This is a genomic window from Brevundimonas sp. GW821-FHT10E09, from assembly GCF_058809375.1.
Genome location: NZ_JBXASO010000014.1, coordinates 33,785 through 57,396, shown reverse-complemented (window position 1 = coordinate 57,396; position 23,612 = coordinate 33,785). Strand labels below are relative to the sequence as shown.

Genomic DNA, 23,612 nt, shown 5'->3' with positions numbered 1-23,612 from the left:
TTCGGTCTGGGGGCCGGTGTTCGCCGCCTGACAAACCGTGTAAGCGCGGCCGGGGGTGAAGGCGGAGCGCGACAATGACGGCATCCTCGGACCGGCTGTGGGGCGTGGCTTCCGGCCTGGGGGCAGGCGCGATGTGGGGGCTGGTGTTCCTGGCGCCCAAGTTCGCGCCGGAGGCGTCGCCCCTGTTGCTGACCGCCGGGCGCTATCTGGCCTACGGGCTGATCGCGGTCGTTCTGATCGCCCCGCGCTGGCGACGGCTGGCGCCCCTGATCGAGGCGGGCACGTGGCGCGCCCTCGTCTGGCTGAGCCTGGCGGGCAATCTGGTCTATTTCGCCTTTGTGGTCGTCGCCGTTCACCTGGCCGGGGTGGCGGCGTCGGCCCTGATCGTGGGCATGGTGCCGGTGGTGGTGGCCCTGTGGGGGCTGAAGGATGGAGGCGGGCCGCCGGCGTCTCGGACGGCGCCGCCCATCGTCCTGGCGGCCGTGGCGGTGGGGCTGATCGGCTGGCGCGCCCTGTCGCACGGCCATGGCGTTTCCGGCGGACCAACCGGGATTCAGACTTTGATCGGTCTGGGCTGCGCCCTGGGCGCCCTGATCTCCTGGACGGTCTATGCGGTGGGCAACAGCCGCTGGATGGCGCGGCTGACACAGGTGTCGCCCCACGACTGGTCCCTGCTGACCGGGGTGGTCACGGGCGGTCTGGCGCTGCTCCTGGCGGTTCCCGCGGCGCTGACGACCCAGGGCTGGACCGGCGGTGCGTGGCTGAAGCTCGCCGGCGTCTGCCTGGGCGTGGCCCTGTTCGCCTCGATCATCGGCAACGCCCTGTGGAACCAGGCCAGCCGCCGTCTGCCGCTGACCATGCTGGGGCAGATGATCGTGTTCGAGACCGTGTTCGCCTTCGTCTACGGCTACATCTGGGAGGGACGGGGACCGGCTGTGATCGAGATCCTGGCCATACTGATGATGATCGTCAGCGTGGTCTGGTGCGTGCGCGCCCACGGTCCGGCCCCAATCGCCGAGGAACCGCTGCACTGAGCCACGGGCCGCGCGCGCCTCAGTGCAGCTTCAGCCGTCCGGAGACACGGCGGTGCAGCAGGCGCGACAAGGCCAGGATGGCGGTGCGGCGGACGCCCAGGATGGCGCGGTGATGGTCCAGGTGCAGGGCCATATAGGCCCATTTGGCGATCAGGCCCTCGATCAGGAAGTTCGGGCCGCCCAGATTGCCCATCAGGGAGCCGACGCCCCGGTCGCCGCCCAGGGACACCAGCGAACCCTTGTCATGATAGACGTAGGGGCCGGGTTCGCGCGACGGGTCGGATCGAGCCATGGCCAGGGCCTTGGCCAGATAGGCGGCCTGCTGGGCCGCCGCCTGGGCGCGGGCGGGGACCGGACGCCCCTCGGGCCCCGGCGCCTCGGCGCAGTCCCCCATGGCGTAGATGTCAGGGGCCGAGGTGCGCAGGTGGTCGTCCACCACGAACTGATTGAGGCGGCCGGTGGTCAGGCCCAGGTCGCGGTTGGTCTCGGCCGCCTTCACCCCGGCCGCCCAGACGATCAGGTCGGCGGGCACCTCGCCCCTGGAGGTGTCCAGCCGGCCGGCGTGGACGGCCTTGACCTTGGCGTCGGTCAGCAGGCGCACGCCCTTTTCTTCCAGGGCATGGGCGGCCTTGGCCGAGACCCGTTCGGGCAGGCCGCCCAGGATGCGGGGCGCGGCCTCGACGAGGGTGACCGCGAGGTCGAACTTCTGACCCTCGGTCAGGCCGGCCGACAGTTCGTCATGCCCCTCGATCAGTTCGGTGGACAGTTCGACCCCGGTGGCGCCGGCCCCGACGATGGCGATGTTCATCGTCTGCCCGTCGGAATAGGCGGTCGCCAGGAAGGCGGCGGTCAGCCGTTTGTTGAACGCCTCGGCGTCCGCCACGTCTTCCAGCAGATGGGCGTGTTCGGCGGCGCCGGGCGTGCCGAACAGGTTCGAGCCGCTGCCGATGGCCAGGACGAGGGTGCGGAACTTCACCGTGCGGGGGCGAACCAGGACGGCGTCGTCCTGATCCCGGATTTCGCCCAGGGTCAGGGTCTTGTTCGTCGGATCGAGGCCGGTCAGATCGCCGAAGGCGAAGCTGAAATGATTGCGCCGCGCCAGCACCGGGTAGGACAGACCCTCCTGGTGGCTGTCCAGAGACCCCGCAGCGACCTCGTGCAGGCTGGGCTTCCACAGGTGGAAGATGGAGTGATCGATCAGCAGGACGCGACGGCGGCCCTCGCGCGGGCCGAACCGACGGCCCAGGCGGGCGGCGAGCTCAAGCCCGCCCGCGCCGCCGCCGATAATGACGATGTCATGTTCCATTCGGGTCTCCAACGCGCGACCCGAGGATCGGATCAGGCCGGCTTTTCTTCCAGTCGCTTGTCCAGATAGGCGCCGACACGGCGTTCGACGGCGCTGATGTGGTCCTGCCAGAAGTGGCTGGCGCCCTCTTCCAGCTCATAGTCGATGATGATGCCCTTCTGGGTGCGCAGCTTGTTGACCACGCGCTCCACCTCGGCCGGGGGCACGACGGTGTCCGCGGTGCCGTGCAGGAACAGGCCCGAGGCCGGGCAGGGGGCCAGGAAGCTGAAATCGTACATGTTGGACGGGGGCGAGACCGAGATGAAGCCGTCCGTCTCGGGGCGGCGCATCAGAAGCTGCATGCCGATATAGGCGCCGAACTGATAGCCGCCGACCCAGGTCTGGCTGGCGCCGGGGTTGTTCGATTGGAGCCAGTCCAGGGCCGTGGCCGCATCGGCCAGTTCGCCGATGCCCGAATCGAATTCCCCCTGCGACTTGCCGACGCCGCGCGAATTATAGCGCAGGGTGGCGAAGCCGCGCTGCTGGAACAGCTGGTGCAGGGTGACGGTCACCGGGTTGTTCATATGTCCGCCCGCCTTGGGGTGCGGATGCAGAATCAACGCGATGGGGGCGTTCGGGCGCTTGCCCGGGGAATAGCGGCCTTCGATGCGACCGGAGGCGCCGGGCAGGATGACTTCAGGCATAGGGGCTCTGGAATCCGTTCAACTGTCGTTTCGCGTGTGCGTAATACTTGACCGCTGAGGTGGGACTTTCTAAGTCCCTCCGCAAGCGAGGCGCCTTTGCGAAGGCGCGGGTTCTAGCACAAGAGCCCCGAAAAGCGCGCAATTTTTGAGGCTGCAATATGCGTCTGTCGACCAAGGGACGATACGCCGTGATGGCGATGGCCGATCTGGCGAAGAACGGACGCGGCGAAAGCGGCGAGATCCGGGCGGTTTCGCTGGCTGAAATCGCCGCGCGCCAGGAGATTTCGCTGAGCTATCTGGAGCAGTTGTTCGCCCGTCTGCGCAAGAGCGATTTGGTCAAGAGCGTGCGCGGACCCGGCGGCGGCTATCGGCTGGCCAAGGGGGCGCATGAGACGGTGGTGGCCGAGATCGTGCTGGCGGTGGACGAACCGATCCGGGCGACGCGCTGCGTGGCTCACGGCTCGCCCAAGGGCTGCATGATGGCCGGCGAACGCTGCATCACCCACGATCTGTGGGAAGACCTGGGCGACGAGATCCATCGCTATCTGGCCGGGGTGTCGCTGGAAGACGTGGTGATGAACCGCACAGGCCAGCGTCGGCGCAATGTCGAACCGCCCCAAGCTGTGGGGGTGGCGGCATGAGCGCGATCTATCTGGATTACAACGCTTCGGGCCTGGTGCGGCCCGAGGTCCTCGAGATCATGACGCGGGCCCTGGCCGACAACGGTAATCCGTCGGCGGTCCATGCGGCCGGACGGCGGGCGAGGGCGCGGGTCGAGACGGCGCGGGCCCAGGTCGGCGAACTGGTCGGCGCAGATCCGACGGCCGTGGTGTTCAACAGCGGCGGGACCGAGGCGAATGCCCAAGCCATCGCCAGCGCGCTGGCGGCCGGATGCGAGCGGCTGATCGTTTCGGCGACGGAACATCCGTGCGTGGCCGAGGCGGCCGCGAACGCCGGTGCGCCTGTCGAGGTGCTGCCGGTGGATGCGAACGGCGTCGTCGATCTGGACTGGTTGGCGCAGGCCTTGGCGCGTCCGGGCCGGGCCGTGGTCGCCATCCATCATGCGAACAACGAGAGCGGCGTGATCCAGCCGGTGGTCGAAGCCGCAGCCTTGGTGCGCGCGGCCGGGGGGTGGCTGCACGTCGATGCGATCCAGTCGGCGGGCAAGATCCCGGTCGATATGCGGGTTCTGGACGCGGACAGCCTGACCCTGTCGGCGCACAAGCTGGGCGGGCCGCAGGGCGTCGGGGCCTTGATCCTGAAGGAAGGCGTGGCGGGCGTTCGCATCCTGCACGGGGCCGGGCAGGAGCGGGGTCTGCGCGCCGGGACCGAGAATGTGCCGGGCATCGCCGGGTTCGGCGTGGCCGCCGACTGTGCGGCGCGGGATCTGGAGACGATGGCCTCGCATGTGGGCTGGCGCGACGCCGCCGAGGCGAAGGTGAAGGCCGTCGGGGCGACCGTGATCGGCGCTGACGTGGCGCGCCTGCCCAACACCCTGTTCATGGCGGTCGAGGGTTGGGACAGTCCTCAACAACTTATCATTCTTGATATGGCCGGCGTCATGGTGTCGGCGGGCTCGGCCTGTTCGTCCGGCAAGGTGAAGCCGTCCAAGACCATCAGCGCCATGGGATTGAACGCTCTGGCGACCGGGGGCGTGCGCGTTTCCGGCGGCTGGGCCACGACCGAGAGCGACTGGGTGCGGTTCGCCGACGCCTGGATCGCCGCCTACGACAAGCACAAGACACGCGCCGCCGCGCGCGTGAGAGAGGTCGCCTGATGGCCGCCGTCAAGGAAACCATCGACGCCGTCGCCGCGCTGGAGAAATACGCGCACGGCTTTACGTCGGACATCGAGCAGGAGTTTGCACCGCGTGGGCTGAACGCCGACATCGTGCGCTTCATCTCCGAGAAGAAGGGCGAGCCGGAATGGATGCTGGAATGGCGTCTGGCCGCCTATGAGCGCTGGCTGGCGATGGAGGAGCCGACCTGGGCGGCGGTGAAGTATGAGCCGGTCGACTATCAGGACCTGTTCTACTATGCCGCGCCCAAGCAGAAGGAGGGGCCGAAGTCTCTGGACGAGGTCGATCCCGAAATTCTGGAAATCTACAAGAAGCTGGGCATCCCGCTGAAGGAGCAGGAGGTGCTGGCGGGGGTGCAGGGCGCGCCGCGCGTGGCCGTGGACGCCGTGTTCGACAGCGTCTCGGTGGTCACGACCTTCAAGGAGGAACTGGCCAAGGTCGGCGTGATCTTCATGCCCATTTCCGAGGCCTTGCGCGAATATCCTGAGCTGGTGCGGCAATATCTGGGGTCGGTGGTGCCGGTCTCCGACAACTATTTCGCGGCCCTGAACAGCGCGGTCTTTTCGGACGGGTCGTTCGTCTACATTCCGCCGGGCGTGCGCTGCCCGATGGAGCTGTCGACCTATTTCCGCATCAATGCGTCCCAGACGGGGCAGTTCGAACGCACCCTGATCATCGCCGATAAGGGCAGCTATTGCTCCTATCTGGAAGGCTGCACCGCGCCGATGCGCGACGAGAACCAGCTGCACGCGGCCGTGGTCGAGATCGTGGCCCTGGACGACGCCGAGGTGAAATATTCGACCGTCCAGAACTGGTATCCGGGCGACGCCGAGGGCAAAGGCGGCATCTACAACTTCGTCACCAAGCGTGCGGATTGCCGGGGCGACCGGTCCAAGGTGTCGTGGACCCAGGTCGAGACCGGGTCGGCCGTGACCTGGAAATATCCGTCCTGCATCCTGAAGGGCGACGACAGCTCGGGCGAGTTCTATTCCATCGCCATCACCAACGGACATCAACAGGCCGACACCGGCACCAAGATGATCCACCTGGGCAAGAACACCAAGTCGCGGATCATCGCCAAGGCGGTGTCGGCGGGGAAATCGGACTCGACCTATCGCGGCCTGGTCTCGGTGCATCCGAAGGCGACGGGGGTGCGCAACTTCACCCAGTGCGACAGCCTGCTGATCGGCAAGGAATGCGGCTCGCACACCATCCCCTATATCGAGGCCCGCAACGGCTCGGCCCAGCTGGAGCACGAGGCGACGACGACGCGGTTGAGCGACGACCAGATGTTCTACGCCCAGCAGCGCGGGCTGTCGCAGGAGGAGGCGGTGGCCCTGCTGGTCAACGGCTTCGTCCGCGACGTCATGCAGAAGCTGCCGATGGAGTTCGCCGTCGAGGCGCAGAAGCTGGTGGCGATCAGCCTGGAAGGGAGTGTGGGGTGAGCATCGCCATCGACAATCTCCACGTCTCCGTCGGTGAAAAGCCGATTCTAAATGGCCTGACGCTCGATGTTCTGGCGGCCGGGGCGGCCGCCATCTTGGGGCTGGATCGTGGTATCATCGACAAATCTGGTCTGATCCGAACGTTGAGGACATTATGATGGAAACGATTGCCGTTCCTTTCCGAGAAGATGCCGCTGACCGCCTGAAGCGTGCGGCGGCCGAGATCGGGATGCCGGTCGACGAATTTATCGCCTCGGCGGCCGAAGGTTTCATCATGGACAATGAGGCTCATCGTGGCTCGCCGTTGTCGGCGGACCAGATCGCGCAGATCGAAGCGGGACTGGCCGCGGAGCGTGAGGGGCGGATTATTTCGAACGAGGAAGCGGAGGCCCGGCTTGCGGCGCGGCGTACGCGGTGAAGGATTTCGAATGGTCTGAGCCCGCGCTGACGGCGTTCTCCGACTTTCTGGATCACCTTGACGCGCACAGTCTTGCAACTGCGGACAAGGCGGAAACGGAGATCAAAGCCACGCTCTGGCGTCTGGCCGAGCATCCTCATCAAGGTCATCTGTCCCGCTGGCCTGGGCTTCTCGAATGGAGCGCAGCCGACTGGAAGAAGATCATCGTCTATCGCGAACGCCCGGACGGCATTCGTGTCATCGCCTTCTACGACGCTCGACAGGATTTGAGCGTCGTTCATCCCACTCCGAACGACTGATTGAACATGCTCTCCATCTCCAACCTCCACGTCTCCGTCGGCGACAAGCCGATCCTCAAGGGCCTGACGCTCGACGTTCCCGCCGGCGAGGTGCACGCCATCATGGGGCCGAACGGGGCCGGGAAGTCGACCTTGGGTTACGCCCTGTCGGGCCGGCCGGGCTATGAGGCGACGGAAGGATCGGTCGAATGGGCGGGCGAGGACCTGCTGGCGCTGGACCCGGCCGAACGGGCGGCCAGGGGCGTTTTCCTGTCCTTCCAGTATCCGATCGAAATCCCCGGCGTCCCGGCCCTGACCTTCGTGCGGACGGCGCTGAACGCCCAGAAGCGCGCGCGGGGCGAGGAGGAGGTGGCGGCGCCGGCCTTCCTGAAGCTGGTCCGCGAGGCGTCCAAGGCGCTGAAGATGGACTTCGACATGCTGAAGCGGCCGCTGAACGTCGGCTTCTCCGGCGGCGAGAAGAAGCGGATGGAGATTCTGCAGATGGCCCTGCTGGAGCCGTCGCTGCTGATTCTGGACGAGACGGATTCGGGCCTGGACATCGACGCCTTGCGGATCGTGTCGGAAGGGGTGAACGCCCTGCGTCGCCCGGACCGGGCCATGCTGGTCATCACCCACTATCAGCGCCTGCTGGACTACATCAAACCGGACCGCGTCCATGTGCTGGCCGGCGGCCGGATCGTGGCCTCGGGCGGGCCGGAGCTGGCGCATCAGCTGGAGGCGGAAGGATATGACAAATATCTTCCGGAACCCGCATGAGCGCGACCTTCGCCATCGACCTGACCGACGCGGCCACCTTCCCGTCGCGGCGGGATGAGGCGTGGAAGTACAGCGACCTGAAGCGTCATCTGCGCGAGGCGCCGACGCCGTCGGGCACGGCCGCCGTGGGCGCGCCGGGGCCGTTCTACGCCCTGGGTGGAGAGGCCATCGTCTTCGCCAATGGGCGGCCGGTGGGCGTGACCGACTTCATCGCCTCGGGCGAGCAGACGCTGCGGCTGCGCTATATCTCGAACGCCGTCGGGACGGGGCATACGGCCAGGGCGCGGGTCGCCGTGCGGGCGGGCGCCAAGCTGCTGCTGCTGGAGACGCACGAGGGCGCCGGCTCGGCCTATGTGGCCCACAATACGCTGGAGCTGGATGTGGCGGCCGGGGCCGAGGTGACGCGCGTCGTCCTGGTCGAGGAGCCGGAGGACGCCATTTCCATCGCCGAAGCCCATGTGAAGGTCGAGGCGGGCGGCGTCTATCGCCAGACTATCATCGCCACCGGCGCCAAGCTGCAGCGGATCGAGACCCGCATCGCTCACTTCGCCCAGGAGGCGCAGGTTCAGGCCGACGGCCTGTATTTGTTGAATGGATCGCGGCAGGCCGACCTGACCAGCGTGGTGCGGCACATGGAGCGCGACGGCGCGACGTCGCAATTGATCAAGGGCGTGGCGCGCGATACGGCGCGGGGCGTCTTCCAGGGCAAGATCGTGGTCGAGCGCGGGGCCGACGGCACCGATGCGCGCATGGGGCACCACGCCCTGATCGCCTCCGAGCGGGCCGAGATCGACGCCAAGCCCGAACTGATCATCTATGCCGACGATGTGCAGTGCGCGCACGGAAATACGGTGGGGGCGCTGGACGAGAGCGCCCTGTTCTACATGCAGCAGCGCGGCATTCCGGCCGAGGAGGCCCGCGCCCTGTTGACCCAGGCCTTCCTGATCGAGGTCATCGACCGGATCGAACATGAGGGCGCGAGAGAGGTGGCGCGGGAATGGCTGACGGCTCGGTTGTGACTGATCTTGCCCCCTCCGTCGCGGCGCAGGAGCGTCCCGCCACCTCCCCCAGGGGGAGAGGCTTTGATCCCTATGCTGTGCGGGCGCAGTTCCCGATCCTGTCGCGACAGGTGAACGGCAAGCCGCTGGTCTATCTGGACAATGCGGCCTCGGCCCAGAAGCCGCGCGCGGTGATCGACGCCCTGGTGGCGACGATGGAGGGCGGATACGCCAACGTCCATCGCGGGCTGCACACCCTGTCGAACGAGGCGACCGAGGCCTTCGAGAAGGCCCGCGAGATCGTGGCTCGCTTCCTGAACGCCGAGAGCGCCGAACAGGTGGTCTGGACCAAGGGCGGGACCGAGGCGATCAATCTGGTGGCCAATGGGCTGGGCCTGTCCATCCAGCCGGGCGACGAGATCCTGGTCTCGGAGATGGAGCACCATTCCAACATCGTACCCTGGCATTTCCTGCGGGAGCGGCGCGGCGCGGTGCTGAAATGGATCCCGGTGCTGGACGACGGTTCGCTGGACATGGCGGCCTATGCGGACCTGCTGTCGCCGAAGACGCGGATGGTCGCGGTCACCCATATGTCGAACGTGCTGGGGACCATCAATCCGGTCGCCGAGATCACGCGACTGGCGCATGCGGCCGGCGCCCCCGACTCCCGGATCAAGGTGCTGATCGACGGGTGCCAGGGGGCGGTCCATGCGACGCCGGACGTCCAGGCCATCGGTTGCGACTTCTATGTCCTGACCGGTCACAAGCTGTTCGGGCCGACCGGCATCGGCGCCCTGTACGGCAAGGCCGAGGCGCTGGAGGCCCTGCCGCCCTATCAGGGCGGCGGCGAAATGATCGAGACGGTCGAGATGGATCGCGTGACATACGCCAGGCCGCCCCATCGGTTCGAGGCGGGAACGCCGCCGATCCTGGAGGCCATCGGCCTGGGCGTGGCGCTGGAGTGGCTGGCGCAATACGATCGGGCGTCGGTTCAGACGCATGAGCATTCGCTTTACCAGCACGCTGTCGATCGGCTGCAGGGGCAGAACTGGCTGCGGATTCTGGGGCAGGCGGAGGGGAAGGGCGCGATCCTGACCTTCGCCGTCGAGGGCGCCCACGCCCATGACGTGGCCCAGATCATGGATCGTTACGGCGTGGCCGTGCGGGCCGGACAGCACTGCGCCGAGCCGCTGGCGAAAAGAATGGGCGTGACGTCGAGCACACGCGCCTCCTTCGCCCTATATAACACCATGGAGGATGCCGACGCCTTCGTGGACGCGCTGATCAAGGCGCGGAACTTCTTCGTGTAAGCCCATGACAGACGACACCATTCAAGACACCGACGCCTTCAAGAACGCCTGGGACGAACCCCAGAAGAGCGCCTTGTCCCAGGTCGAGCTGGACAAGCTGACCGAGGAGCTGATCGCGGCGCTGAAGTCGGTCTATGACCCGGAAATCCCGGTCGACATCTATGAACTGGGCCTGATCTACCGGGTCGATGTGTCGGACGACCGTGACGTGGTGGTCGACATGACCCTGACGGCGCCCGGCTGCCCGGTGGCGGGCGAGATGCCGGGCTGGGTCGAGACGGCGGTCGAGAAGGTGCCGGGCGTGCGCAGCGCCAAGGCCAATCTGGTGTTCGATCCGCCGTGGGATTCCTCCAAGATGAGCGACGAGGCCAAGCTGGCCCTGAACATGTTCTGATGACCGAACTTCAAGCCACATCCCGTCCGCGCCGCCCGCGTCCGAAGGCCGTGACCCTGACGGACGCCGCCGCCGAACGCGTGCGCGAGATCCTGGACAATGCGGAGAACGACCACATCGGTCTGCGGATCGGGGTCAAAAACGGCGGTTGCGCCGGGCAGGAGTACACCTTCGCCTATGCCGACGAGATCGGCCCGCTGGACGAGGTGGTCGAGGACAAGGGCGTCACCATCCTGATCGAACCCAAGGCCGTGCTGTTCCTGATCGGCACCGAGATCGATTACGAGACGACCCGGCTGTCGTCCAAGTTCGTGTTCAACAATCCGAACCAGACCGACGCCTGCGGCTGCGGCGAGAGCGTCACCATCGTCCCGGCCGCCGCCGTCTGAGATGGCCTACGACGCGGACTTCGGCGAATGGGTGCGCGAGCATTTCGCGGGCCTGGGGCGGCTGGAGATCAAGCGGATGTTCGGCGGGGCCGGGGTTTACGCCTCGGGCGTGATGTTCGCCTTGCTGGATGACGGCTTGGTCTGGCTGAAGGGTGACGAGGCGCTGGGCGAGGCCTTCGTCGAGGCCGGGTGTAGGCAATTCAGATATCCGACCAAGGACGGGCGGACGATGTCCATGGGATACTGGACCCTGCCGGAGACGGCGCTGGACGACCCCGACGAGGCCGTCGTCTGGGCGCGTCGGTCGCTGGAGGTGGCGGTGCGCAAGGCGTCCGGGAAGAAACCGAAGCCTATTTAGGCGTATCCATCAGAACCGCTGGCGTCACCGGCTGGCCCGTGGCCTCGGCGATCAGTTCGGCCGTGCGGGTCTCGACCACCGCCTCCAGGCGCGCCAGGAATTCGTCCTTGGGCAGGCCCACGGGGATGGGGTCCAGGAACTCCAGCGTCGCTGTGCCCGCGTGCTTCTCGTACTTCTCCTCGGGCCAGAACAGGCCGAGGTTGGTGGCCAGGGGCACGACCGGCATGTCGAAGTCGCGGTACATGTGCCAGACGCCCGAACGGTAGCGGAACTTCTGACCGACCGGCGCCAGATGACCCTCGGGGTATATCAGGATCTTGCGGTTCTCGGCCTTGGCCTCGGCGGCGCGGGTGGCCAGGGCCTGGCGGGCTTCGTGGCCGCCGCAGCTGTTGACGACGATGGCGCCCAGCTTCTTCAACACCCCGCCCAGCAGGGGAAACTTCTCCAGGTGATCGCCGGTGACGAAGGCCAGGTCGTCGAACTGGTCGTAGGTGGCGAAGCCGTCGCCCCAGCTTTGGTGCTTGGAGGCGATGATGAAGGCGCCGTCGGGCAGACGATCCTTGCCGCGCACGTCCAACCTGATCCCGGCGAAGACGGCCATGGCCTGGACCATGCGTCGGACATAGGCGCGGATGACCCGACTGGTCGGCCCGCGACCGGGCGCGAGGGCGGCGAAGGCCGCGGTCAGGCCGTAGCCGATCGACAGGATCCAGTAGGCGATATTGAAGGCGAGGCTGCGCATAGCCCGACTATGGCAGAATGCTTGACCTTGTCAGGTGTTTAGGCGGCGGTCTCGAGCGCAATCGCGCTGGTGACGCGATTGCGGCCGGCATGCTTGGAGGCATAGAGGGCCGCGTCGGCGCGTTCCAGCAGGCTGGAGGCGGTCTCGCCCGAAAGATGTTCGGCGAAGCCTGCGGAAAGCGTCACGGCGCCCAGGTCGTCGTTGGTCGAGCGGCGACGCAGCGAACGTGAGGAAACCTCTTCGAGGATGGTTTCCAGCGCCATGGTGACGGCGCCGGCGCTCTCTCCGGGGAAGATGATCGCGAACTCTTCACCGCCGAACCGCGCGACGAAGCGATTGCCGCTGCAGACCCGCGACAGGATCGTGGAGACATAGCGCAGCACCTGATCGCCGGTCTGGTGCCCCCAAGTGTCGTTGAAGCGTTTGAAATGGTCGATATCGAGGATGGCCAGGGTCAGGGGGGCGTGGTCGTCGCCGTCGCAGACCCTTTCCAGTCGTTCGTCGAAGGCCTTGCGGTTGGCCAGATTGGTCAGGGCGTCCGTCATGGCGTCGCGGCGGACCTGTTCCAGGTGTTCGCGCAGCCGGGCTACCTCCTTGTTGGAGCTCTCCAGACGTTTCTCCAGAATGGCGGTCTCGCGCCGGACGCGTTTCGTCGCGATGGTCAGGCCGCCGACCAGGGTCTTCAGCGGCGCGCCGTCTTCGGCCGCCTCCATGGTCTGGGATGCGGCCACCAGGGTTTCGCCGTAGTCGGCTTGAGTCTTGTGGGCCTTGGCGATGGCGCCGGCCACATTGGCCAGTTCACGATCCAGCACGGCGCCGGCGTCGCGGATGTCTTCCGACAGGCGGCTGCGCGGCAGGAATTCGGCAGCCAGCAGTTCCGCAGTCTCGTCGTTGATCACGACCTTCTCGGCCAGGAGGCGTTTGATCTCGCGGCCCAGGGGGGCGTCAGGATCGCCCATATAGTGAAGCCAGAGTTCGAAATTCAGAGGCGTCGGCCAGACGCCGACCTTCTCCATGTCGGTGATGACGTCCCGCGCAAGAGAATAGGCTTCCGGTCCCCGAACCGCCATTTCGATCTGCGCCGTCATTCATCTCTCCCAAAGCTCCGTTCTGGAGCTCGGGGAAAAGATTACAGGCCTATCCGTAATAGCGAGTAAACGCGCCGGGGCTTAGGCGCGGATGACGACCGGACGGCGCAGGAAGGCCGGGATGTCGTCGCCGAAGCCCTTGACGCCGGAACGTTCACGCTCTTCCGGACGACGTTCGCCACGACGATCCGACTGACGCAGATGGGGCTCGCGGTCGGTGCGGGCGGCGCGGGTCTCTTCGACGGGCGCGGCCTCGGCCTCGACCTTGGCCTCGGCCTCGGTCCGAGGTTCGATCTTCGCTTCGATCTTCGGTTCTGACCGGGGCTCGGACTTGGTGCGGTTGCGGCCGCGACCGGCAGGCTTGTCAACGACGGGGGCGATTTCGATTTCGGTCGCGGTTACGGCCGAAACCTCGGGCTTGGCCTTGCGGCGGCTGCGTGACCGGGTCGTCGCTTCGACGGCGTCGGTTTCGGCCACGGCGGTCGCCGGGACGGCGGCTGAAGCCTGAGCCGGCTCGGCGGCGCGTGAACGGCCGCGACCGCCCGAGCGAGACTCGCTCGAACGGGGCGAGCGCTTGTCGTCCCGTCCACCGTCCTTGATCGCGTCGAAATCGACGTCGTCGAGAACCAGCTCCTTCGGGTCCATCTTGATCAGCTTCAGCACCTTATCCAGCGACTTGTCGTCGCCGGGGGTCACGATCATGAAGGCCTGACCCAGCTTGCCGGCGCGGCCGGTGCGGCCGATGCGGTGGACGTAGTCGTCGGCATGGTGCGAGACGTCGTAGTTGAAGACGTGGCTGACATCCGGGATGTCCAGGCCGCGTGCGGCGACATCGGAGGCCACCAGGATCTTCAGCGCGCCGGATCGGAAGTCCGCCAGGGTCTTCATCCGGTGCGACTGGTCCAGGTCGCCATGGATCGGCGCCGCGTCGAAGCCGTGGGTCTTCAGCGACTTGGCGACGATGTCGACTTCTGACTTGCGGTTGCAGAAGACGATGCCGTTGCGCACGTCGGTGCGGCTCATCAGGGCGCGCAGGGCGGCGCGCTTGGCCTTGGGGTCCGAGGTCGGGATGCGGACGATGTACTGGGTGATGGTATCGGCGGTCATCGCCGGACGCGAGGCCTCGATCCGGGTCGGATCCTTGAGGAAGGCGGTCGTCAGGCGGGTGATCTCGGGCGGCATGGTGGCCGAGAAGAACAGGGTCTGGCGACGCGGCGGCGTCAGTTTGAAGATGCGCTCGATGTCGGGAATGAAGCCCATGTCGAGCATGCGGTCGGCCTCGTCGACGACCATGATCTCGACGCCCGTCAGCAGCATCTTGCCGCGTTCGAACAGGTCAAGCAGGCGGCCCGGGGTGGCGATCAGGACATCGACGCCCTTGTTCAGCGCGGCGACCTGGTCGCCCATGGAGACGCCGCCGATCAGCAGCACCCAGGTCAGTTTGGTGCCCTTGGCGTATTTGGCGAAGCTCTCGGCGACCTGGTCGGCCAGTTCGCGGGTCGGGGCCAGGACGATGGCGCGCGGCATGCGGGCGCGGGCTCGGCCCGACGCCAGGCGTTCGACCAAGGGCAGGGTGAAGGCGGCGGTCTTGCCGGTGCCGGTCTGGGCGATGCCCAGGACGTCGCGGCCGGCCAGGGCCACAGGGATCGCCTGTTCCTGAATCGGAGTGGCGGTCGTGTAGCCGGTGTCGGCGACGGCCTGCAGGGTCGTGGGCGAGAGGCCCAGTTGGGAAAATTCGGTCATGAATCCTTGGGAGAGAAAGCGTCTGCGTGCGTAACAGCAACGGAACCGCCCCTCTTTGGGCGAGCGGGCGGCGCGTATCGCAGACCTGTCCCGAGGCTGGACGCGATATAGAAGTCCCCTCGCAAAAGTCAACTATTATCGATATTCCGCCGTCGCCACGCGATGGAGGATGCGACCCCGGCGTCGGCCGAGGTCGCGTCTTTTCCAGTGCCTGAGCCGTCAGCCGATGGCCGGAGCCGTGGCGGGGGCGCGCTTGCGGGTCAGAAAGAGGACCAGAACCAGACCCAGGGCCGCAGAGGCGGCGCCGGCCAGGGCGACCGCCGGATAGCCCAGCCCCCCGGCGATCACCGCCCCGCCCACGGCCGCGCCGACGGCGTTGCCCAGATTGAACGCGCCGATATTGACCGACGAGGCCAGGTTGGGCGCATCCGAGGCGGCGGCCATCACCCGCACCTGCAGCGGCGGCACCAGGGCGAAGCTGGCCACGCCCCAGATGAAGATCACGAACGGGGCGGGAACGGCGAACGGCATGGTGAAGGCGAACATAACCAGGATGGCCGCCAGAGACGCCAGGGTGATGATCAGGGTGCGATCCACCGACCGGTCGGCGAACTTGCCGCCCAGCCAGTTCCCGACCGTCAGGCCCAGGCCGTAGACGACCAGCATGGCGGTGACGAAGCCGATGGAGGCGTGGGCCTCTTCATGCAGGATCGGGGCGATATAGGTGAAGACGGTGAACATGGCGCTGGAGCCGATCACGGTCAGGGCCAGGGCCGACAGAACGGGGCCGCGACCCAGGACGCGCACCTCCGCCAGGGCGTCGCCGCCGACCGGCGCCGGCAGTTTGGGCAGGGTCAGGCGCAGGGCGGCCATGACGATCAGGCCGATGCCGGCGATGGCCCAGAAGGAGGCGCGCCAGCCCAGGACGTCGCCCGCCCAGGCCGCCAGCGGCACGCCGACGACGGTGGCGATGGTCAGGCCCATGAACATGGCCGCGACCGCGCCGGCCTGTCGGTTGGGCGGCACCAGGCTGGCGGCCACGATGGAGCCGACGCCGAAGAAGGCCCCGTGGTTCAGCGAGGTGACGACCCGCGCGACCAGCAGCATGGCGTAGTCGGTCGAGACGGCCGCCATCAGATTGCCCAGGGTGAAGACGGCGGCCAGGCCGATCAGCAGGGCGCGGCGCGGCACGCGACCCGTGGTCAGGGTCATCAGGGGCGCGCCCAGCATGACGCCCAGGGCATAGGCGCTGATCAACAGACCGGCCGTGGGAATGGAGACGCCCAGGTCCGTGGCGATGACCGGCAGCAGGCCCATCGGGGCGAACTCGGTCACGCCGATGCCGAAGGCTCCGGCCGCGAGGGCGAGGAGGGGAGGATTGAGTTTCATGGGGGAGGAGACCTTTGGGAGGTTCAGACCAGCGGCGGGTTCAGGCGCGCGAACCCTTCCTGCTGGCGATAGGGGCTGTGGGGATAGGACGGCAGGACGGCGCTGGCGGCGTCGAGCGCCGCGAATGCGCCCGTGCCGAAGCTGAGGACGGGAACCCGCAGGCCCGATGATCCAACTTGCCGATAGTCCATGACTGTCCCTCGTCTGTGTTCGGACGCACAGATGGACGCCGCGCCGCAGCGGCGGTAGGCAGGCGGGAGGCCAAGGATTTTTGATCTGGACGCAAAGATGCAGATGAATGGGGCGGACCGGGCGCGGGAGATGGAGATCTTCGTCGCCGTGGCGAAAAGCGGCAGTTTCTCCGCCGCCGGTCGGATCCTGGGACTGACCCCGTCGGCGGTCAGCCGGACCGTCGACCGGATCGAGGCGCGGCTGGGGGTGCGGCTGATGCTGCGCACGACGCGCGTGCTGACCCTGACGGCCGAGGGCCAGACCTATCTGGGCGCGGCGCGTCGCATCCTCGCCGACCTGGACGACGCCGAACAGGGCATCGCCGATCAGGGGGCGCCGCGCGGGCGGGTGCGGGTCAGCGCCTCACTGGCCCATGGCCGCCAGCATGTGGTGCCTCTGCTCGGGGATTTCGTGCGTCGCTATCCGCATATCCTGATCGACATCAACCTGACCGATGTCGTGGTCGATGTGGCGGCGGGACAGGCGGATGTGGCGATCCGGTTCGGGCCGCTGGCCGACAGTCCGCTGACGGCGCGGCGTCTGGGCGACACGGGGCGGACCATCGTCGCCTCGCCCGACTATCTGGCCCGCCGCGGGACGCCGACGGTTCCGGAAGACCTGCACGACCATGATTGCCTGAACTTCAACTTCCGCCGCGCCGAGCCCGTCTGGCCGTTTCGCCGGGACGGCCGCGACTACGCCCTGACGGTGCGGGGGCCGATCGAGGCGAACAACGGCGAGACCCTGACTCAGCTGGCGGTGGCCGGGGTCGGGGTGACGCGGGTCGGGAATTTCAGCGTGGCCGACGCCATCGACGCGGGGCGGCTGGTTCCCTTGCTGGAGGACTTCAATCCGGGCGACCGGGAGCCGATCCATGCGGTCTTCGTCGGCGGCGCCAATATGCCGGCGCGCGTGCGGGTGTTCGTGGATTTTCTGGCGGAACGGCTGCGCTGAAACGAAAATCGCCGGACGGGGCGAACCGTCCGGCGACTTCAGTCTGGTCTGTGAGCCGTGATCAGCGCTTGCCGAAGATCATGTCGCCGAGCTTGGCGAAGAAGCCCTTTTCCTCAGCCTTGGGCGCCGGCGCGGCGGCCGGCGCGGGCTTGGGCGTTTCGACCGGCTTGGGCGTCGGCGCGGGAGCCGGTGCAGCGGCGGCGGGCTTGGGAGCCGGAGCGGCGACGGGTTCAGCCGGCTTGGACGCAGCGGCCGGAGCCTTGGGCGTCGGCGCCTTGGCTGCGACAGGCTTGGCGGTGGCGGGCTTGGGCGCAGACGTCTTCGGCGCGGCCTTGGCGGCGGTCTTCGTCGTCGCCTTGGGCGCGGCGGCCTTCACGGGGGCAGACTTGGAAGCGGCGGGTGCGGCCGACTTGGCGGTCGGCTTGGCGGCCGGGGCGGCCTTGGGCTTGGCCGGCGACGTCTTGGCGACAGCGGCCTTGGGCGCGGTCGTCTTGGCGGGTGTTTTTGCAGCGGCCGGTTTGGCGGCGGCGGTCTTCACGGCGGCGGGCTTGGCGGCCTTGGGCGTGACGGTTTTCTCGGCGACGGCCTTCGCGGCGCTCGACTTCGGCGCAGCTTTAGGCTTGGAAGCGGCGGTCGCCGGCTTGGGCGACGCAGTTTTAGACGTAGACGGTGACTTGGCCATGTATTCCCCGACCCCTCGGTTCGTTAAAAAGCCCGGCGGCGTCGGGAAGACGAAGCGCCGGATCGCATTGATTCGTCATCTTAGCGGTGTTTGAAAAATGTCCGAGTCTGCAGTTCAGATAATCGCACGGGGGCCGCGCGAAAACGCAGAGGCCGCCGCCGCCGCCATCGACGCCGATCCCACGCTGGAGGGCGCGACCTATTCCATCCTGGAGGAGGACGAGGATCGCAACATCTGGCGCATCGACGCCTTCCCGACCACGGCCGAGGAGGTCGAGGGGCTGAAGGCGACCCTGGCCGACTATCCGGTCACTGTCACGGTCGAGAAGCTGGCCGACGCCGACTGGCTGGCCATGTCCTTGTCGGGCTTGCCGCCGGTGCGGGCCGGGCGCTTCTTCGTCTACGGGGCCCATGACGAGGGGCGGGTGCCGCCCAACGCCGTCAATCTGAAGATCGACGCCGGCGCCGCCTTCGGCACCGGCCACCACGGCACGACGGTCGGCTGTCTGGAGGCCTTCGACGATCTGCTGAAGCGCGAACGGTTCGAGCGGGTTCTGGATGTCGGCTGCGGCACGGGCGTCCTGGCCATCGCGGCGGCGCGGACCGGCAGCCGGATCGCGGTCGGCACCGACATCGACGCCCCCTCGGTGCGGATCGCCAACGAGAACGCCGCCCTGAACCAGGCCCACGCCAGCTTCGTCCACGCCTCGGGCCTGAACGATCAGCGGGTGCGCCGCCACGGGCCCTATGATCTGGTCTTCGCCAATATCCTGGCCCCGCCGCTGGTGGCCCTGTCGCAGGACATCAAGATGGCCTTGAGCCTGGGTGGGGTCGCCATCCTGTCGGGCCTGTTGCGGACGCAGGAGCGCCGGGTGACGGCGGCCTATACGTCGCGCGGATTCCGGCTGGAGAAGCGCATCCATCACGACGCCTGGAGCGCCCTGGTGCTGCGGCGGATGGGCTGAGGAACGAGAGACGAGACGATGCGCCAGACCTTCGATGAGACCACCGATCCGTCCTTTGGGGCCAAACACCTGCCGCTGCTGCGCGCCCGTATGGCCGAGCAGGGGCTGGACGGCTTCCTGATCCCGCACGAGGACGAACATCAGAACGAATACCTGCCGGACGCCAACGAGCGGCTGGCCTGGGCTACCGGCTTCACCGGCTCGGCCGGGGCGGCGGTGGTGTTTCAGGATCGGGCCAGCATGTTCACCGACGGCCGCTATACGGTCCAGGTCAAGGCCCAGACCGATCCGGCCCTGTTCGAACGGCGCGACCTGAACGACGTCGCCGCCTATCTGGAGACGGCGAAGCCCGGCCAGGTGATCGGCTATGATCCGAAGCTGCACAGCCCGGACGCCCTGGTCGCCCTGAAACGGGCGGCGCAGAAGGCGGGCGCCGAGCTGAAGCCGGTCGAGGTCAATCCGCTGGACCAAGCCTGGGGCGCGGATCGTCCGGCCCAGCCGACCGCGCCGGTCACGCCGCACGAGGACGTCTATTCCGGCGAGGCCCATGCGGCGAAGCGGGCGCGGATCGGTCAGGCCGTTGCGGACGCCGGCGGCGACGCCGTGGTTCTGACCGCGCCCATGTCCATCGCCTGGCTGTTCAATGTACGCGGCGGCGACGTGATCCGTTCGCCCCTGCCCATCGGCCAGGCCGTGCTGGAGGCTGACGGCAAGGCGCGGCTGTTCATGGACGGGGCCAAGGTGACGAATGAACTGCCGGCCTGGCTGGGCGACGACGTCCAGCTGGAGGCGCCCGAACGGCTGGCCGAGGCGCTGGACGGTCTGGCGGGTCGGAAGGTGATGATCGATCCGGCCCTGTCGTCCGCCTGGTATTTCGACCGGCTGGAGCAGGCGGGGGCGACGGTGGTGCGGGCGGCCGACCCCTGCGCCCTGCCTCGTGCGACCAAGAATGCGGTCGAGATCGAGGGCAGCCGCCGGGCCCATATCCGCGACGGCGCGGCCCTGGCCAACTTCCTGCACTGGGTCGATACGACGGCGCAGCAGACTCTGCCGGACGAGCGCGAGGTGGTTGAGACGCTGGAGCGGTTCCGCGAGGCGACGGGGGCGCTGAAGGACCTGAGTTTCGACACCATCGCCGGGGCCGGGCCGAACGGCGCCCTGCCGCATTACAAGCCGGTCGGCGCCACGATCCGCCGGATCGAGAACGGCTCCCTGCTGCTGGTGGACGGCGGCGGCCAGTATCTGGACGGGACGACCGACGTGACCCGCACCATGGCGGTGGGCGAGCCGACGGCGGATCAGCGTCACAAGTTCACCCTGGTGCTGAAGGCCCATATCGCCATGGCGACCATCCGCTTCCCGGCGGGGACCAGCGGCATGGCCCTGGACGCCATCGCCCGGGCGCCGATGTGGGCGGCGGGGCTGGATTACGACCATGGGACGGGTCATGGCGTCGGTTCGTATCTGGGCGTCCACGAGGGGCCGCAACGGATCGCCAAATGGGGCACGGCCCAGCCGCTGCTGGAGGGGATGATCCTGTCCAACGAGCCCGGCTATTACCGCGAGGGCCATTGGGGCATCCGGATCGAGACCCTGCAGGTGGTGACGCCGGCCGTGGTTCCCGAGGGCGGCGAGCGGCCGATGCACGGGTTCGAACAGCTGACCTTCGCGCCGATCGACCGCAGACTGATCGCGGTTGACCTGCTGACCCCGGCCGAACGGGCTTACGTCGACGCCTATCACGCCGAGACCCTGGCCAAGGTCGGGCCTCTGGTCGAGAGCGAGGTGCGGGCCTGGCTGGAGCAGGCCTGCGCGCCGCTGTGACCATGCTCGCCGCCATAGCCCTTCTGATGACCTGCCAGTTGATGGGCGAGGTGATCCACAGGGTGACGGGTCTGCCGCTTCCGGGGTCCGTTATCGGTCTGGTTCTGCTGCTGGGCTGGTTGGCGCTGGTCCCGCGCGAGCGGCCCACTCTGAAGGCGGTGACGGCGTGGCTGACGGCGCACCTGTCGATCATGTTCGTGCCAGCGGCGGTCGGACTGATTGACGAGGGCGAGCCCTTGTCCCGCTACGGGATCGGTATTCTGGCGGCCACTGCGGTTTCGACGCTTCTGACGATGGTGGTGACCGCGCTGGTGTTCCGGTGGGCGGTCACGCGGTTTGGGCCTGGAGACGCAGGGGACAAAGAGGGCGGGGAGGCGATGTCGTGAACGCCTTGATGACGACGCCGCTGTTCTGGCTGGCGGTTACGCTGGTGGTGTTCGAGGGCGCCGACCAGTTGTCGCGTCGCAGCGAAAGGCATCCGCTCTGCCATCCGGTTCTACTGGCGACGCCGGTTCTGATCGGTCTGTTGCTGATCACCCGCACCGGCTACGCCACCTACAGGAGCGCGACTGAGGCGCTGAGCTTCCTGCTGGGACCGGCGGTCGTGGGCCTGGCGGTTCCGGTTTGGGCGCAGCGGGCGCTGATCCGGCGACTGGCTGTTCCGATCAGCCTGGCGCTGGCGGCGGGGGCGACGACGGCGGTGGTCAGCGCGGTGGGTGTTCTGACCTTGTTCGGCGCGCCGCGTGAAATCCTGGCGTCGATCGCGCCGCGGGCGACGACGACCCCGGTGGCGATGGCCGTCGCCCAGCAACTGGGCGGGGTTCCGGCCTTGGCGGCGGTCATTGTGCTGATCGCCGGGGTGATCGGAGCCATGACCGCGACCCCCTTGTTCAATGCTCTGAAAATCCGGGATTTCCGCGCACGCGGTCTGGCGATCGGGGTGTCTGCCCACGGATTTGGCGCGGCGCGCGCGTTTCAGGTCGATGCGACGGCGGGCGCGTTCGCCAGCCTGGGCATGGCCTTGAACGCCGTGGCGACAGCTACGCTCCTGTCGGTTCTGGCCCTGCTGCTATAGCCCCTGAGCCGGGGCGATTGCGGATGCGCCCCACCGGACAGGGCAGGTCCGCCAGCGCCGCCTTGGTCGCCTCGTATCCCGCAGCGACCGGTTCGTCATAGGCTTTCCAGTCGCGGATGTCGGTTCCTCCGATCTTGGGCAGGATCAGGACGTCGGCGGCGGCGCGCGACTGGTCCATCTCCGCGTCGGTGGTGATGGTCGCCGAGCGCATCAGGATGGAGACGATGGGCGGCCCGGCCTTCCAGGCGCCCGACAGCACCCATTTCCACCAGGAGGGCGGATTTTCCAGCGCGGCCGGATCGACGCCGCGGGTCTGGGACATGTCCACGCCGATGATGGGGCCGCTGTTCAGCTGGCGCATCACGCTGGTGGGGAAGTTCTTCAGCACCGCCCCGTCGACCAGCACCTGGCCGTCCATGACCACGGGCGGCAGGACGCCGGGAATGGCGATGGAGGCGCGCATGGCCCGGCGCATCAGGCCGGTGCGATGGACCTCAATGCGACCCGAGGTCAGGTTGGACGAAACGGCGAAGAAGGGCAGGGCCAGATCGGCCAGATCTATGTCGCCATAGGCCCGCTCCAGCAGGCCCGCCACCTTGCGGGCGCGGGACATGGCGATGATGGGAAAGGCCAGGTCGGACAGGGGATCGGACTCGACGAAGGCGCGGCGGATCTCGTAGTCCAGCCGTTCGAACGACCAGCCCAGGGCGGGGCCGGCGGCCACGACCGCCCCCATGGAGGCGCCGCCCACGAAGTCGATGGGCACCCTGGCCTCTTCCAGCGCCTTGATCGCCCCCATGTGGCAATAGGCCCGTGCGCCGCCCCCTGAAAGAACCAGACCCACGGCCGTGCCGGTGATGACGCGGGCCATCCGCTCGGTGTCGGCCGCCACGCCCGAGACGCAGTGGAACCAGCGGTCGGGCTGGAGCACGTTCAGCCAGACCCGGGTGTTGGCCGGCTGGTTCATGCGTGGATCGCGCAGCAGGATCAGGTCGGTAAGACGCCGGCCGTCGCCGAAGCCCATCCGGCGGGGCAGGTCGGCGGGCGGCGCCAGGAGGCCGCTGCCGACGATGAACAGCCGGTCCACCTGGCGGGCGCACAGTTCGGCCCAGGCCGGCTGGCCCTGTTCGGCGACATAGAGGACATAGTCGTGGCCGTCCTCGACCCGGCTGAACCATTCGGCGGCCGAGGTCAGGGCCGACTGGTCGATGACCCGGCAGGTGAAGCCCATGGCCTGGATCGCGGCGGCGATCCGTTCGACGAAGGCGCGGATCGGACGAGGGCGGGCCGAGACGAAGCCGAAGACGCTGGGTTCGGCCGCGCCGCCCGCCCGCTCGCGGGCGCGGTGGATCATCAGCCGCGACAGTTCGACCATCAGGTCCGGCTCGGTCCGGGCGGCCTCGAAGAAGGCTTCGCGCGGCAGGGCCAGGATTTCGGTGTCGCGCAGGGCCACGACGTCGGCGGTGTGCGGCGTCCCCGCCAGCATGGCCATTTCACCGACCGGATCGCCGGGACGCACGACGCCGAGCAGATGGACGGGCTGATCCGGTTCGCTGTGGAAGACGCCCAGACGGCCCGAACGGACCAGATACAGGGTGTCTGACGGATCCCCCGCCGTGAACAGCCGCTCGCCCCCGGTCAGGGCGAACCAACTGGCCCGATCGATCATCGGCCCCTCGAAGATGCGCGACAGGGCCGAGGCGAGGGTGTCGGAACGAAGCGGAGCCATGAG

The 23,612-nt window shown here is 67.8% G+C and carries 27 protein-coding genes; 18 read left to right on the top strand and 9 right to left on the bottom strand.

Annotation, left to right across the window (positions count from 1 at the left end; translation table 11 throughout):
• Positions 1 to 74 precede the first annotated feature (74 nt).
• Complete coding sequence (locus tag AC1RSI_RS13650) at positions 75 to 1,034, top strand: DMT family transporter (RefSeq protein WP_154725773.1); 960 nt, start codon at positions 75 to 77, stop codon at positions 1,032 to 1,034.
• A gap of 19 nt (positions 1,035 to 1,053) precedes the next feature.
• On the opposite strand, the gene AC1RSI_RS13645 is transcribed toward AC1RSI_RS13650, so the two are convergent.
• Positions 1,054 to 2,340 (bottom strand): NAD(P)/FAD-dependent oxidoreductase, encoded by a 1,287-nt coding sequence (locus AC1RSI_RS13645; protein ID WP_154725774.1) that lies wholly within the window; start codon positions 2,338 to 2,340, stop codon positions 1,054 to 1,056.
• 32 nt (positions 2,341 to 2,372) lie between these two features.
• Positions 2,373 to 3,023, bottom strand: coding sequence for an alpha/beta hydrolase (locus AC1RSI_RS13640; RefSeq protein ID WP_008262115.1), 651 nt, complete (start codon positions 3,021 to 3,023; stop codon positions 2,373 to 2,375).
• Positions 3,024 to 3,181: 158 nt separating this feature from the next.
• Here AC1RSI_RS13640 and AC1RSI_RS13635 point away from each other — a divergent pair, with 158 nt between their 5' ends.
• The 12 genes from AC1RSI_RS13635 to AC1RSI_RS13580 all read left to right on the top strand — a co-directional run bounded on the left by AC1RSI_RS13635 (position 3,182) and on the right by AC1RSI_RS13580 (position 11,188).
• On the top strand, positions 3,182 to 3,664 hold the full coding sequence (locus AC1RSI_RS13635; protein ID WP_008264270.1) for an Rrf2 family transcriptional regulator: 483 nt from the start codon (positions 3,182 to 3,184) through the stop codon (positions 3,662 to 3,664).
• Positions 3,661 to 4,800 carry a cysteine desulfurase family protein gene (locus tag AC1RSI_RS13630; RefSeq protein WP_154725775.1) on the top strand — a complete coding sequence of 380 codons (1,140 nt, stop codon included), beginning with the start codon at positions 3,661 to 3,663 and terminating at the stop codon, positions 4,798 to 4,800. The genes AC1RSI_RS13635 and AC1RSI_RS13630 overlap by 4 nt, the downstream gene beginning before the upstream one ends.
• Complete coding sequence (gene sufB / locus AC1RSI_RS13625; protein ID WP_154725776.1) at positions 4,800 to 6,266, top strand: Fe-S cluster assembly protein SufB; 1,467 nt, start codon at positions 4,800 to 4,802, stop codon at positions 6,264 to 6,266. The genes AC1RSI_RS13630 and sufB overlap by 1 nt, the downstream gene beginning before the upstream one ends.
• Complete coding sequence (locus AC1RSI_RS13620; RefSeq protein ID WP_154725777.1) at positions 6,263 to 6,424, top strand: hypothetical protein; 162 nt, start codon at positions 6,263 to 6,265, stop codon at positions 6,422 to 6,424. The genes sufB and AC1RSI_RS13620 overlap by 4 nt, the downstream gene beginning before the upstream one ends.
• Positions 6,424 to 6,684, top strand: a complete 261-nt coding sequence (locus AC1RSI_RS13615) for a hypothetical protein (RefSeq protein WP_154725778.1) — start codon at positions 6,424 to 6,426, stop codon at positions 6,682 to 6,684. Before AC1RSI_RS13620 ends, AC1RSI_RS13615 begins: the two co-directional genes overlap by 1 nt.
• Complete coding sequence (locus AC1RSI_RS13610; RefSeq protein WP_008260743.1) at positions 6,681 to 6,983, top strand: type II toxin-antitoxin system RelE/ParE family toxin; 303 nt, start codon at positions 6,681 to 6,683, stop codon at positions 6,981 to 6,983. Before AC1RSI_RS13615 ends, AC1RSI_RS13610 begins: the two co-directional genes overlap by 4 nt.
• A 6-nt stretch (positions 6,984 to 6,989) precedes the next feature.
• Positions 6,990 to 7,739: a Fe-S cluster assembly ATPase SufC gene (gene sufC, locus AC1RSI_RS13605; protein ID WP_154725780.1), complete on the top strand. Its 750-nt coding sequence runs from the start codon at positions 6,990 to 6,992 to the stop codon at positions 7,737 to 7,739.
• Positions 7,736 to 8,758 (top strand): Fe-S cluster assembly protein SufD, encoded by a 1,023-nt coding sequence (gene sufD, locus AC1RSI_RS13600; RefSeq protein WP_447941464.1) that lies wholly within the window; start codon positions 7,736 to 7,738, stop codon positions 8,756 to 8,758. Before sufC ends, sufD begins: the two co-directional genes overlap by 4 nt.
• Before the next feature lie 77 nt (positions 8,759 to 8,835).
• The gene (locus AC1RSI_RS13595; RefSeq protein ID WP_154725795.1) at positions 8,836 to 10,047 is read left to right on the top strand and encodes an aminotransferase class V-fold PLP-dependent enzyme; all 1,212 of its coding nucleotides are present in this window, start codon (positions 8,836 to 8,838) and stop codon (positions 10,045 to 10,047) included.
• 4 nt (positions 10,048 to 10,051) lie between these two features.
• On the top strand, positions 10,052 to 10,441 hold the full coding sequence (locus tag AC1RSI_RS13590) for an SUF system Fe-S cluster assembly protein (RefSeq protein WP_154725782.1): 390 nt from the start codon (positions 10,052 to 10,054) through the stop codon (positions 10,439 to 10,441).
• A complete protein-coding gene (locus tag AC1RSI_RS13585) occupies positions 10,441 to 10,830 on the top strand; it encodes a HesB/IscA family protein (protein ID WP_154725783.1) in 390 nt (129 codons plus the stop codon). The genes AC1RSI_RS13590 and AC1RSI_RS13585 overlap by 1 nt, the downstream gene beginning before the upstream one ends.
• Position 10,831: 1 nt before the next feature.
• Entirely contained in the window at positions 10,832 to 11,188 is a 357-nt protein-coding gene (locus AC1RSI_RS13580; RefSeq protein ID WP_154725784.1) for a TfoX/Sxy family protein, read from the top strand.
• On the opposite strand, the gene AC1RSI_RS13575 is transcribed toward AC1RSI_RS13580, so the two are convergent.
• From AC1RSI_RS13575 to AC1RSI_RS13555, 5 genes are all read right to left on the bottom strand, one after another.
• Positions 11,181 to 11,930 carry a lysophospholipid acyltransferase family protein gene (locus AC1RSI_RS13575; protein WP_154725785.1) on the bottom strand — a complete coding sequence of 250 codons (750 nt, stop codon included), beginning with the start codon at positions 11,928 to 11,930 and terminating at the stop codon, positions 11,181 to 11,183. The genes AC1RSI_RS13580 and AC1RSI_RS13575 overlap by 8 nt on opposite strands.
• A gap of 38 nt (positions 11,931 to 11,968) precedes the next feature.
• Positions 11,969 to 13,018 (bottom strand): GGDEF domain-containing protein, encoded by a 1,050-nt coding sequence (locus tag AC1RSI_RS13570; RefSeq protein WP_154725786.1) that lies wholly within the window; start codon positions 13,016 to 13,018, stop codon positions 11,969 to 11,971.
• Between the two features lie 81 nt (positions 13,019 to 13,099).
• Positions 13,100 to 14,761 (bottom strand): DEAD/DEAH box helicase, encoded by a 1,662-nt coding sequence (locus AC1RSI_RS13565; RefSeq protein WP_154725787.1) that lies wholly within the window; start codon positions 14,759 to 14,761, stop codon positions 13,100 to 13,102.
• A gap of 219 nt (positions 14,762 to 14,980) precedes the next feature.
• Positions 14,981 to 16,150 (bottom strand): MFS transporter, encoded by a 1,170-nt coding sequence (locus tag AC1RSI_RS13560; RefSeq protein ID WP_154725788.1) that lies wholly within the window; start codon positions 16,148 to 16,150, stop codon positions 14,981 to 14,983.
• 23 nt (positions 16,151 to 16,173) lie between these two features.
• Positions 16,174 to 16,341, bottom strand: a complete 168-nt coding sequence (locus AC1RSI_RS13555; RefSeq protein ID WP_154725789.1) for a hypothetical protein — start codon at positions 16,339 to 16,341, stop codon at positions 16,174 to 16,176.
• Positions 16,342 to 16,438: 97 nt separating this feature from the next.
• Between AC1RSI_RS13555 and AC1RSI_RS13550 the strand changes: the two genes are divergently transcribed.
• Positions 16,439 to 17,335 (top strand): LysR family transcriptional regulator, encoded by an 897-nt coding sequence (locus AC1RSI_RS13550; RefSeq protein WP_196066346.1) that lies wholly within the window; start codon positions 16,439 to 16,441, stop codon positions 17,333 to 17,335.
• Between the two features lie 61 nt (positions 17,336 to 17,396).
• On the opposite strand, the gene AC1RSI_RS13545 is transcribed toward AC1RSI_RS13550, so the two are convergent.
• Positions 17,397 to 18,017 (bottom strand): hypothetical protein, encoded by a 621-nt coding sequence (locus AC1RSI_RS13545; protein WP_154725790.1) that lies wholly within the window; start codon positions 18,015 to 18,017, stop codon positions 17,397 to 17,399.
• 97 nt (positions 18,018 to 18,114) lie between these two features.
• On the opposite strand from AC1RSI_RS13545, the gene AC1RSI_RS13540 reads away from it, so the two are divergent.
• The 4 genes from AC1RSI_RS13540 to AC1RSI_RS13525 are packed head-to-tail and all read left to right on the top strand — an operon-like array spanning position 18,115 to position 21,880.
• Complete coding sequence (locus AC1RSI_RS13540; protein WP_035310799.1) at positions 18,115 to 18,981, top strand: 50S ribosomal protein L11 methyltransferase; 867 nt, start codon at positions 18,115 to 18,117, stop codon at positions 18,979 to 18,981.
• A gap of 18 nt (positions 18,982 to 18,999) precedes the next feature.
• On the top strand, positions 19,000 to 20,805 hold the full coding sequence (locus tag AC1RSI_RS13535; RefSeq protein WP_154725791.1) for an aminopeptidase P family protein: 1,806 nt from the start codon (positions 19,000 to 19,002) through the stop codon (positions 20,803 to 20,805).
• A gap of 2 nt (positions 20,806 to 20,807) precedes the next feature.
• Entirely contained in the window at positions 20,808 to 21,191 is a 384-nt protein-coding gene (locus tag AC1RSI_RS13530; protein ID WP_035310803.1) for a CidA/LrgA family protein, read from the top strand.
• The gene (locus tag AC1RSI_RS13525) at positions 21,188 to 21,880 is read left to right on the top strand and encodes an LrgB family protein (protein ID WP_008258778.1); all 693 of its coding nucleotides are present in this window, start codon (positions 21,188 to 21,190) and stop codon (positions 21,878 to 21,880) included. The genes AC1RSI_RS13530 and AC1RSI_RS13525 overlap by 4 nt, the downstream gene beginning before the upstream one ends.
• Here AC1RSI_RS13525 and AC1RSI_RS13520 read toward each other — a convergent pair.
• On the bottom strand, positions 21,846 to 23,609 hold the full coding sequence (locus AC1RSI_RS13520) for a patatin-like phospholipase family protein (protein WP_154725792.1): 1,764 nt from the start codon (positions 23,607 to 23,609) through the stop codon (positions 21,846 to 21,848). The genes AC1RSI_RS13525 and AC1RSI_RS13520 overlap by 35 nt on opposite strands.
• Positions 23,610 to 23,612: the final 3 nt, after the last annotated feature.

Bases quoted from the DNA above. Each gene is read 5' to 3' on its own strand.
- sufC (WP_154725780.1), top strand. From the start codon at position 6,990: ATGCTCTCCATCTCCAACCTCCACGTCTCCGTCGGCGACAAGCCGATC.
- AC1RSI_RS13540 (WP_035310799.1), top strand. From the start codon at position 18,115: ATGTCCGAGTCTGCAGTTCAGATAATCGCACGGGGGCCGCGCGAAAAC.
- AC1RSI_RS13565 (WP_154725787.1), bottom strand. From the start codon at position 14,761: ATGACCGAATTTTCCCAACTGGGCCTCTCGCCCACGACCCTGCAGGCC.
- sufB (WP_154725776.1), top strand. From the start codon at position 4,800: ATGGCCGCCGTCAAGGAAACCATCGACGCCGTCGCCGCGCTGGAGAAA.
- AC1RSI_RS13580 (WP_154725784.1), top strand. From the start codon at position 10,832: ATGGCCTACGACGCGGACTTCGGCGAATGGGTGCGCGAGCATTTCGCG.
- AC1RSI_RS13550 (WP_196066346.1), top strand. From the start codon at position 16,439: ATGCAGATGAATGGGGCGGACCGGGCGCGGGAGATGGAGATCTTCGTC.
- AC1RSI_RS13650 (WP_154725773.1), top strand. From the start codon at position 75: ATGACGGCATCCTCGGACCGGCTGTGGGGCGTGGCTTCCGGCCTGGGG.
- AC1RSI_RS13645 (WP_154725774.1), bottom strand. From the start codon at position 2,340: ATGGAACATGACATCGTCATTATCGGCGGCGGCGCGGGCGGGCTTGAG.
- AC1RSI_RS13555 (WP_154725789.1), bottom strand. From the start codon at position 16,341: ATGGACTATCGGCAAGTTGGATCATCGGGCCTGCGGGTTCCCGTCCTC.
- AC1RSI_RS13560 (WP_154725788.1), bottom strand. From the start codon at position 16,150: ATGAAACTCAATCCTCCCCTCCTCGCCCTCGCGGCCGGAGCCTTCGGC.
- AC1RSI_RS13585 (WP_154725783.1), top strand. From the start codon at position 10,441: ATGACCGAACTTCAAGCCACATCCCGTCCGCGCCGCCCGCGTCCGAAG.
- AC1RSI_RS13630 (WP_154725775.1), top strand. From the start codon at position 3,661: ATGAGCGCGATCTATCTGGATTACAACGCTTCGGGCCTGGTGCGGCCC.
- AC1RSI_RS13520 (WP_154725792.1), bottom strand. From the start codon at position 23,609: ATGGCTCCGCTTCGTTCCGACACCCTCGCCTCGGCCCTGTCGCGCATC.
- AC1RSI_RS13640 (WP_008262115.1), bottom strand. From the start codon at position 3,023: ATGCCTGAAGTCATCCTGCCCGGCGCCTCCGGTCGCATCGAAGGCCGC.
- AC1RSI_RS13570 (WP_154725786.1), bottom strand. From the start codon at position 13,018: ATGACGGCGCAGATCGAAATGGCGGTTCGGGGACCGGAAGCCTATTCT.
- AC1RSI_RS13590 (WP_154725782.1), top strand. From the start codon at position 10,052: ATGACAGACGACACCATTCAAGACACCGACGCCTTCAAGAACGCCTGG.
- AC1RSI_RS13615 (WP_154725778.1), top strand. From the start codon at position 6,424: ATGGAAACGATTGCCGTTCCTTTCCGAGAAGATGCCGCTGACCGCCTG.
- AC1RSI_RS13545 (WP_154725790.1), bottom strand. From the start codon at position 18,017: ATGGCCAAGTCACCGTCTACGTCTAAAACTGCGTCGCCCAAGCCGGCG.
- AC1RSI_RS13575 (WP_154725785.1), bottom strand. From the start codon at position 11,930: ATGCGCAGCCTCGCCTTCAATATCGCCTACTGGATCCTGTCGATCGGC.
- AC1RSI_RS13535 (WP_154725791.1), top strand. From the start codon at position 19,000: ATGCGCCAGACCTTCGATGAGACCACCGATCCGTCCTTTGGGGCCAAA.
- AC1RSI_RS13635 (WP_008264270.1), top strand. From the start codon at position 3,182: ATGCGTCTGTCGACCAAGGGACGATACGCCGTGATGGCGATGGCCGAT.
- sufD (WP_447941464.1), top strand. From the start codon at position 7,736: ATGAGCGCGACCTTCGCCATCGACCTGACCGACGCGGCCACCTTCCCG.
- AC1RSI_RS13530 (WP_035310803.1), top strand. From the start codon at position 20,808: ATGCTCGCCGCCATAGCCCTTCTGATGACCTGCCAGTTGATGGGCGAG.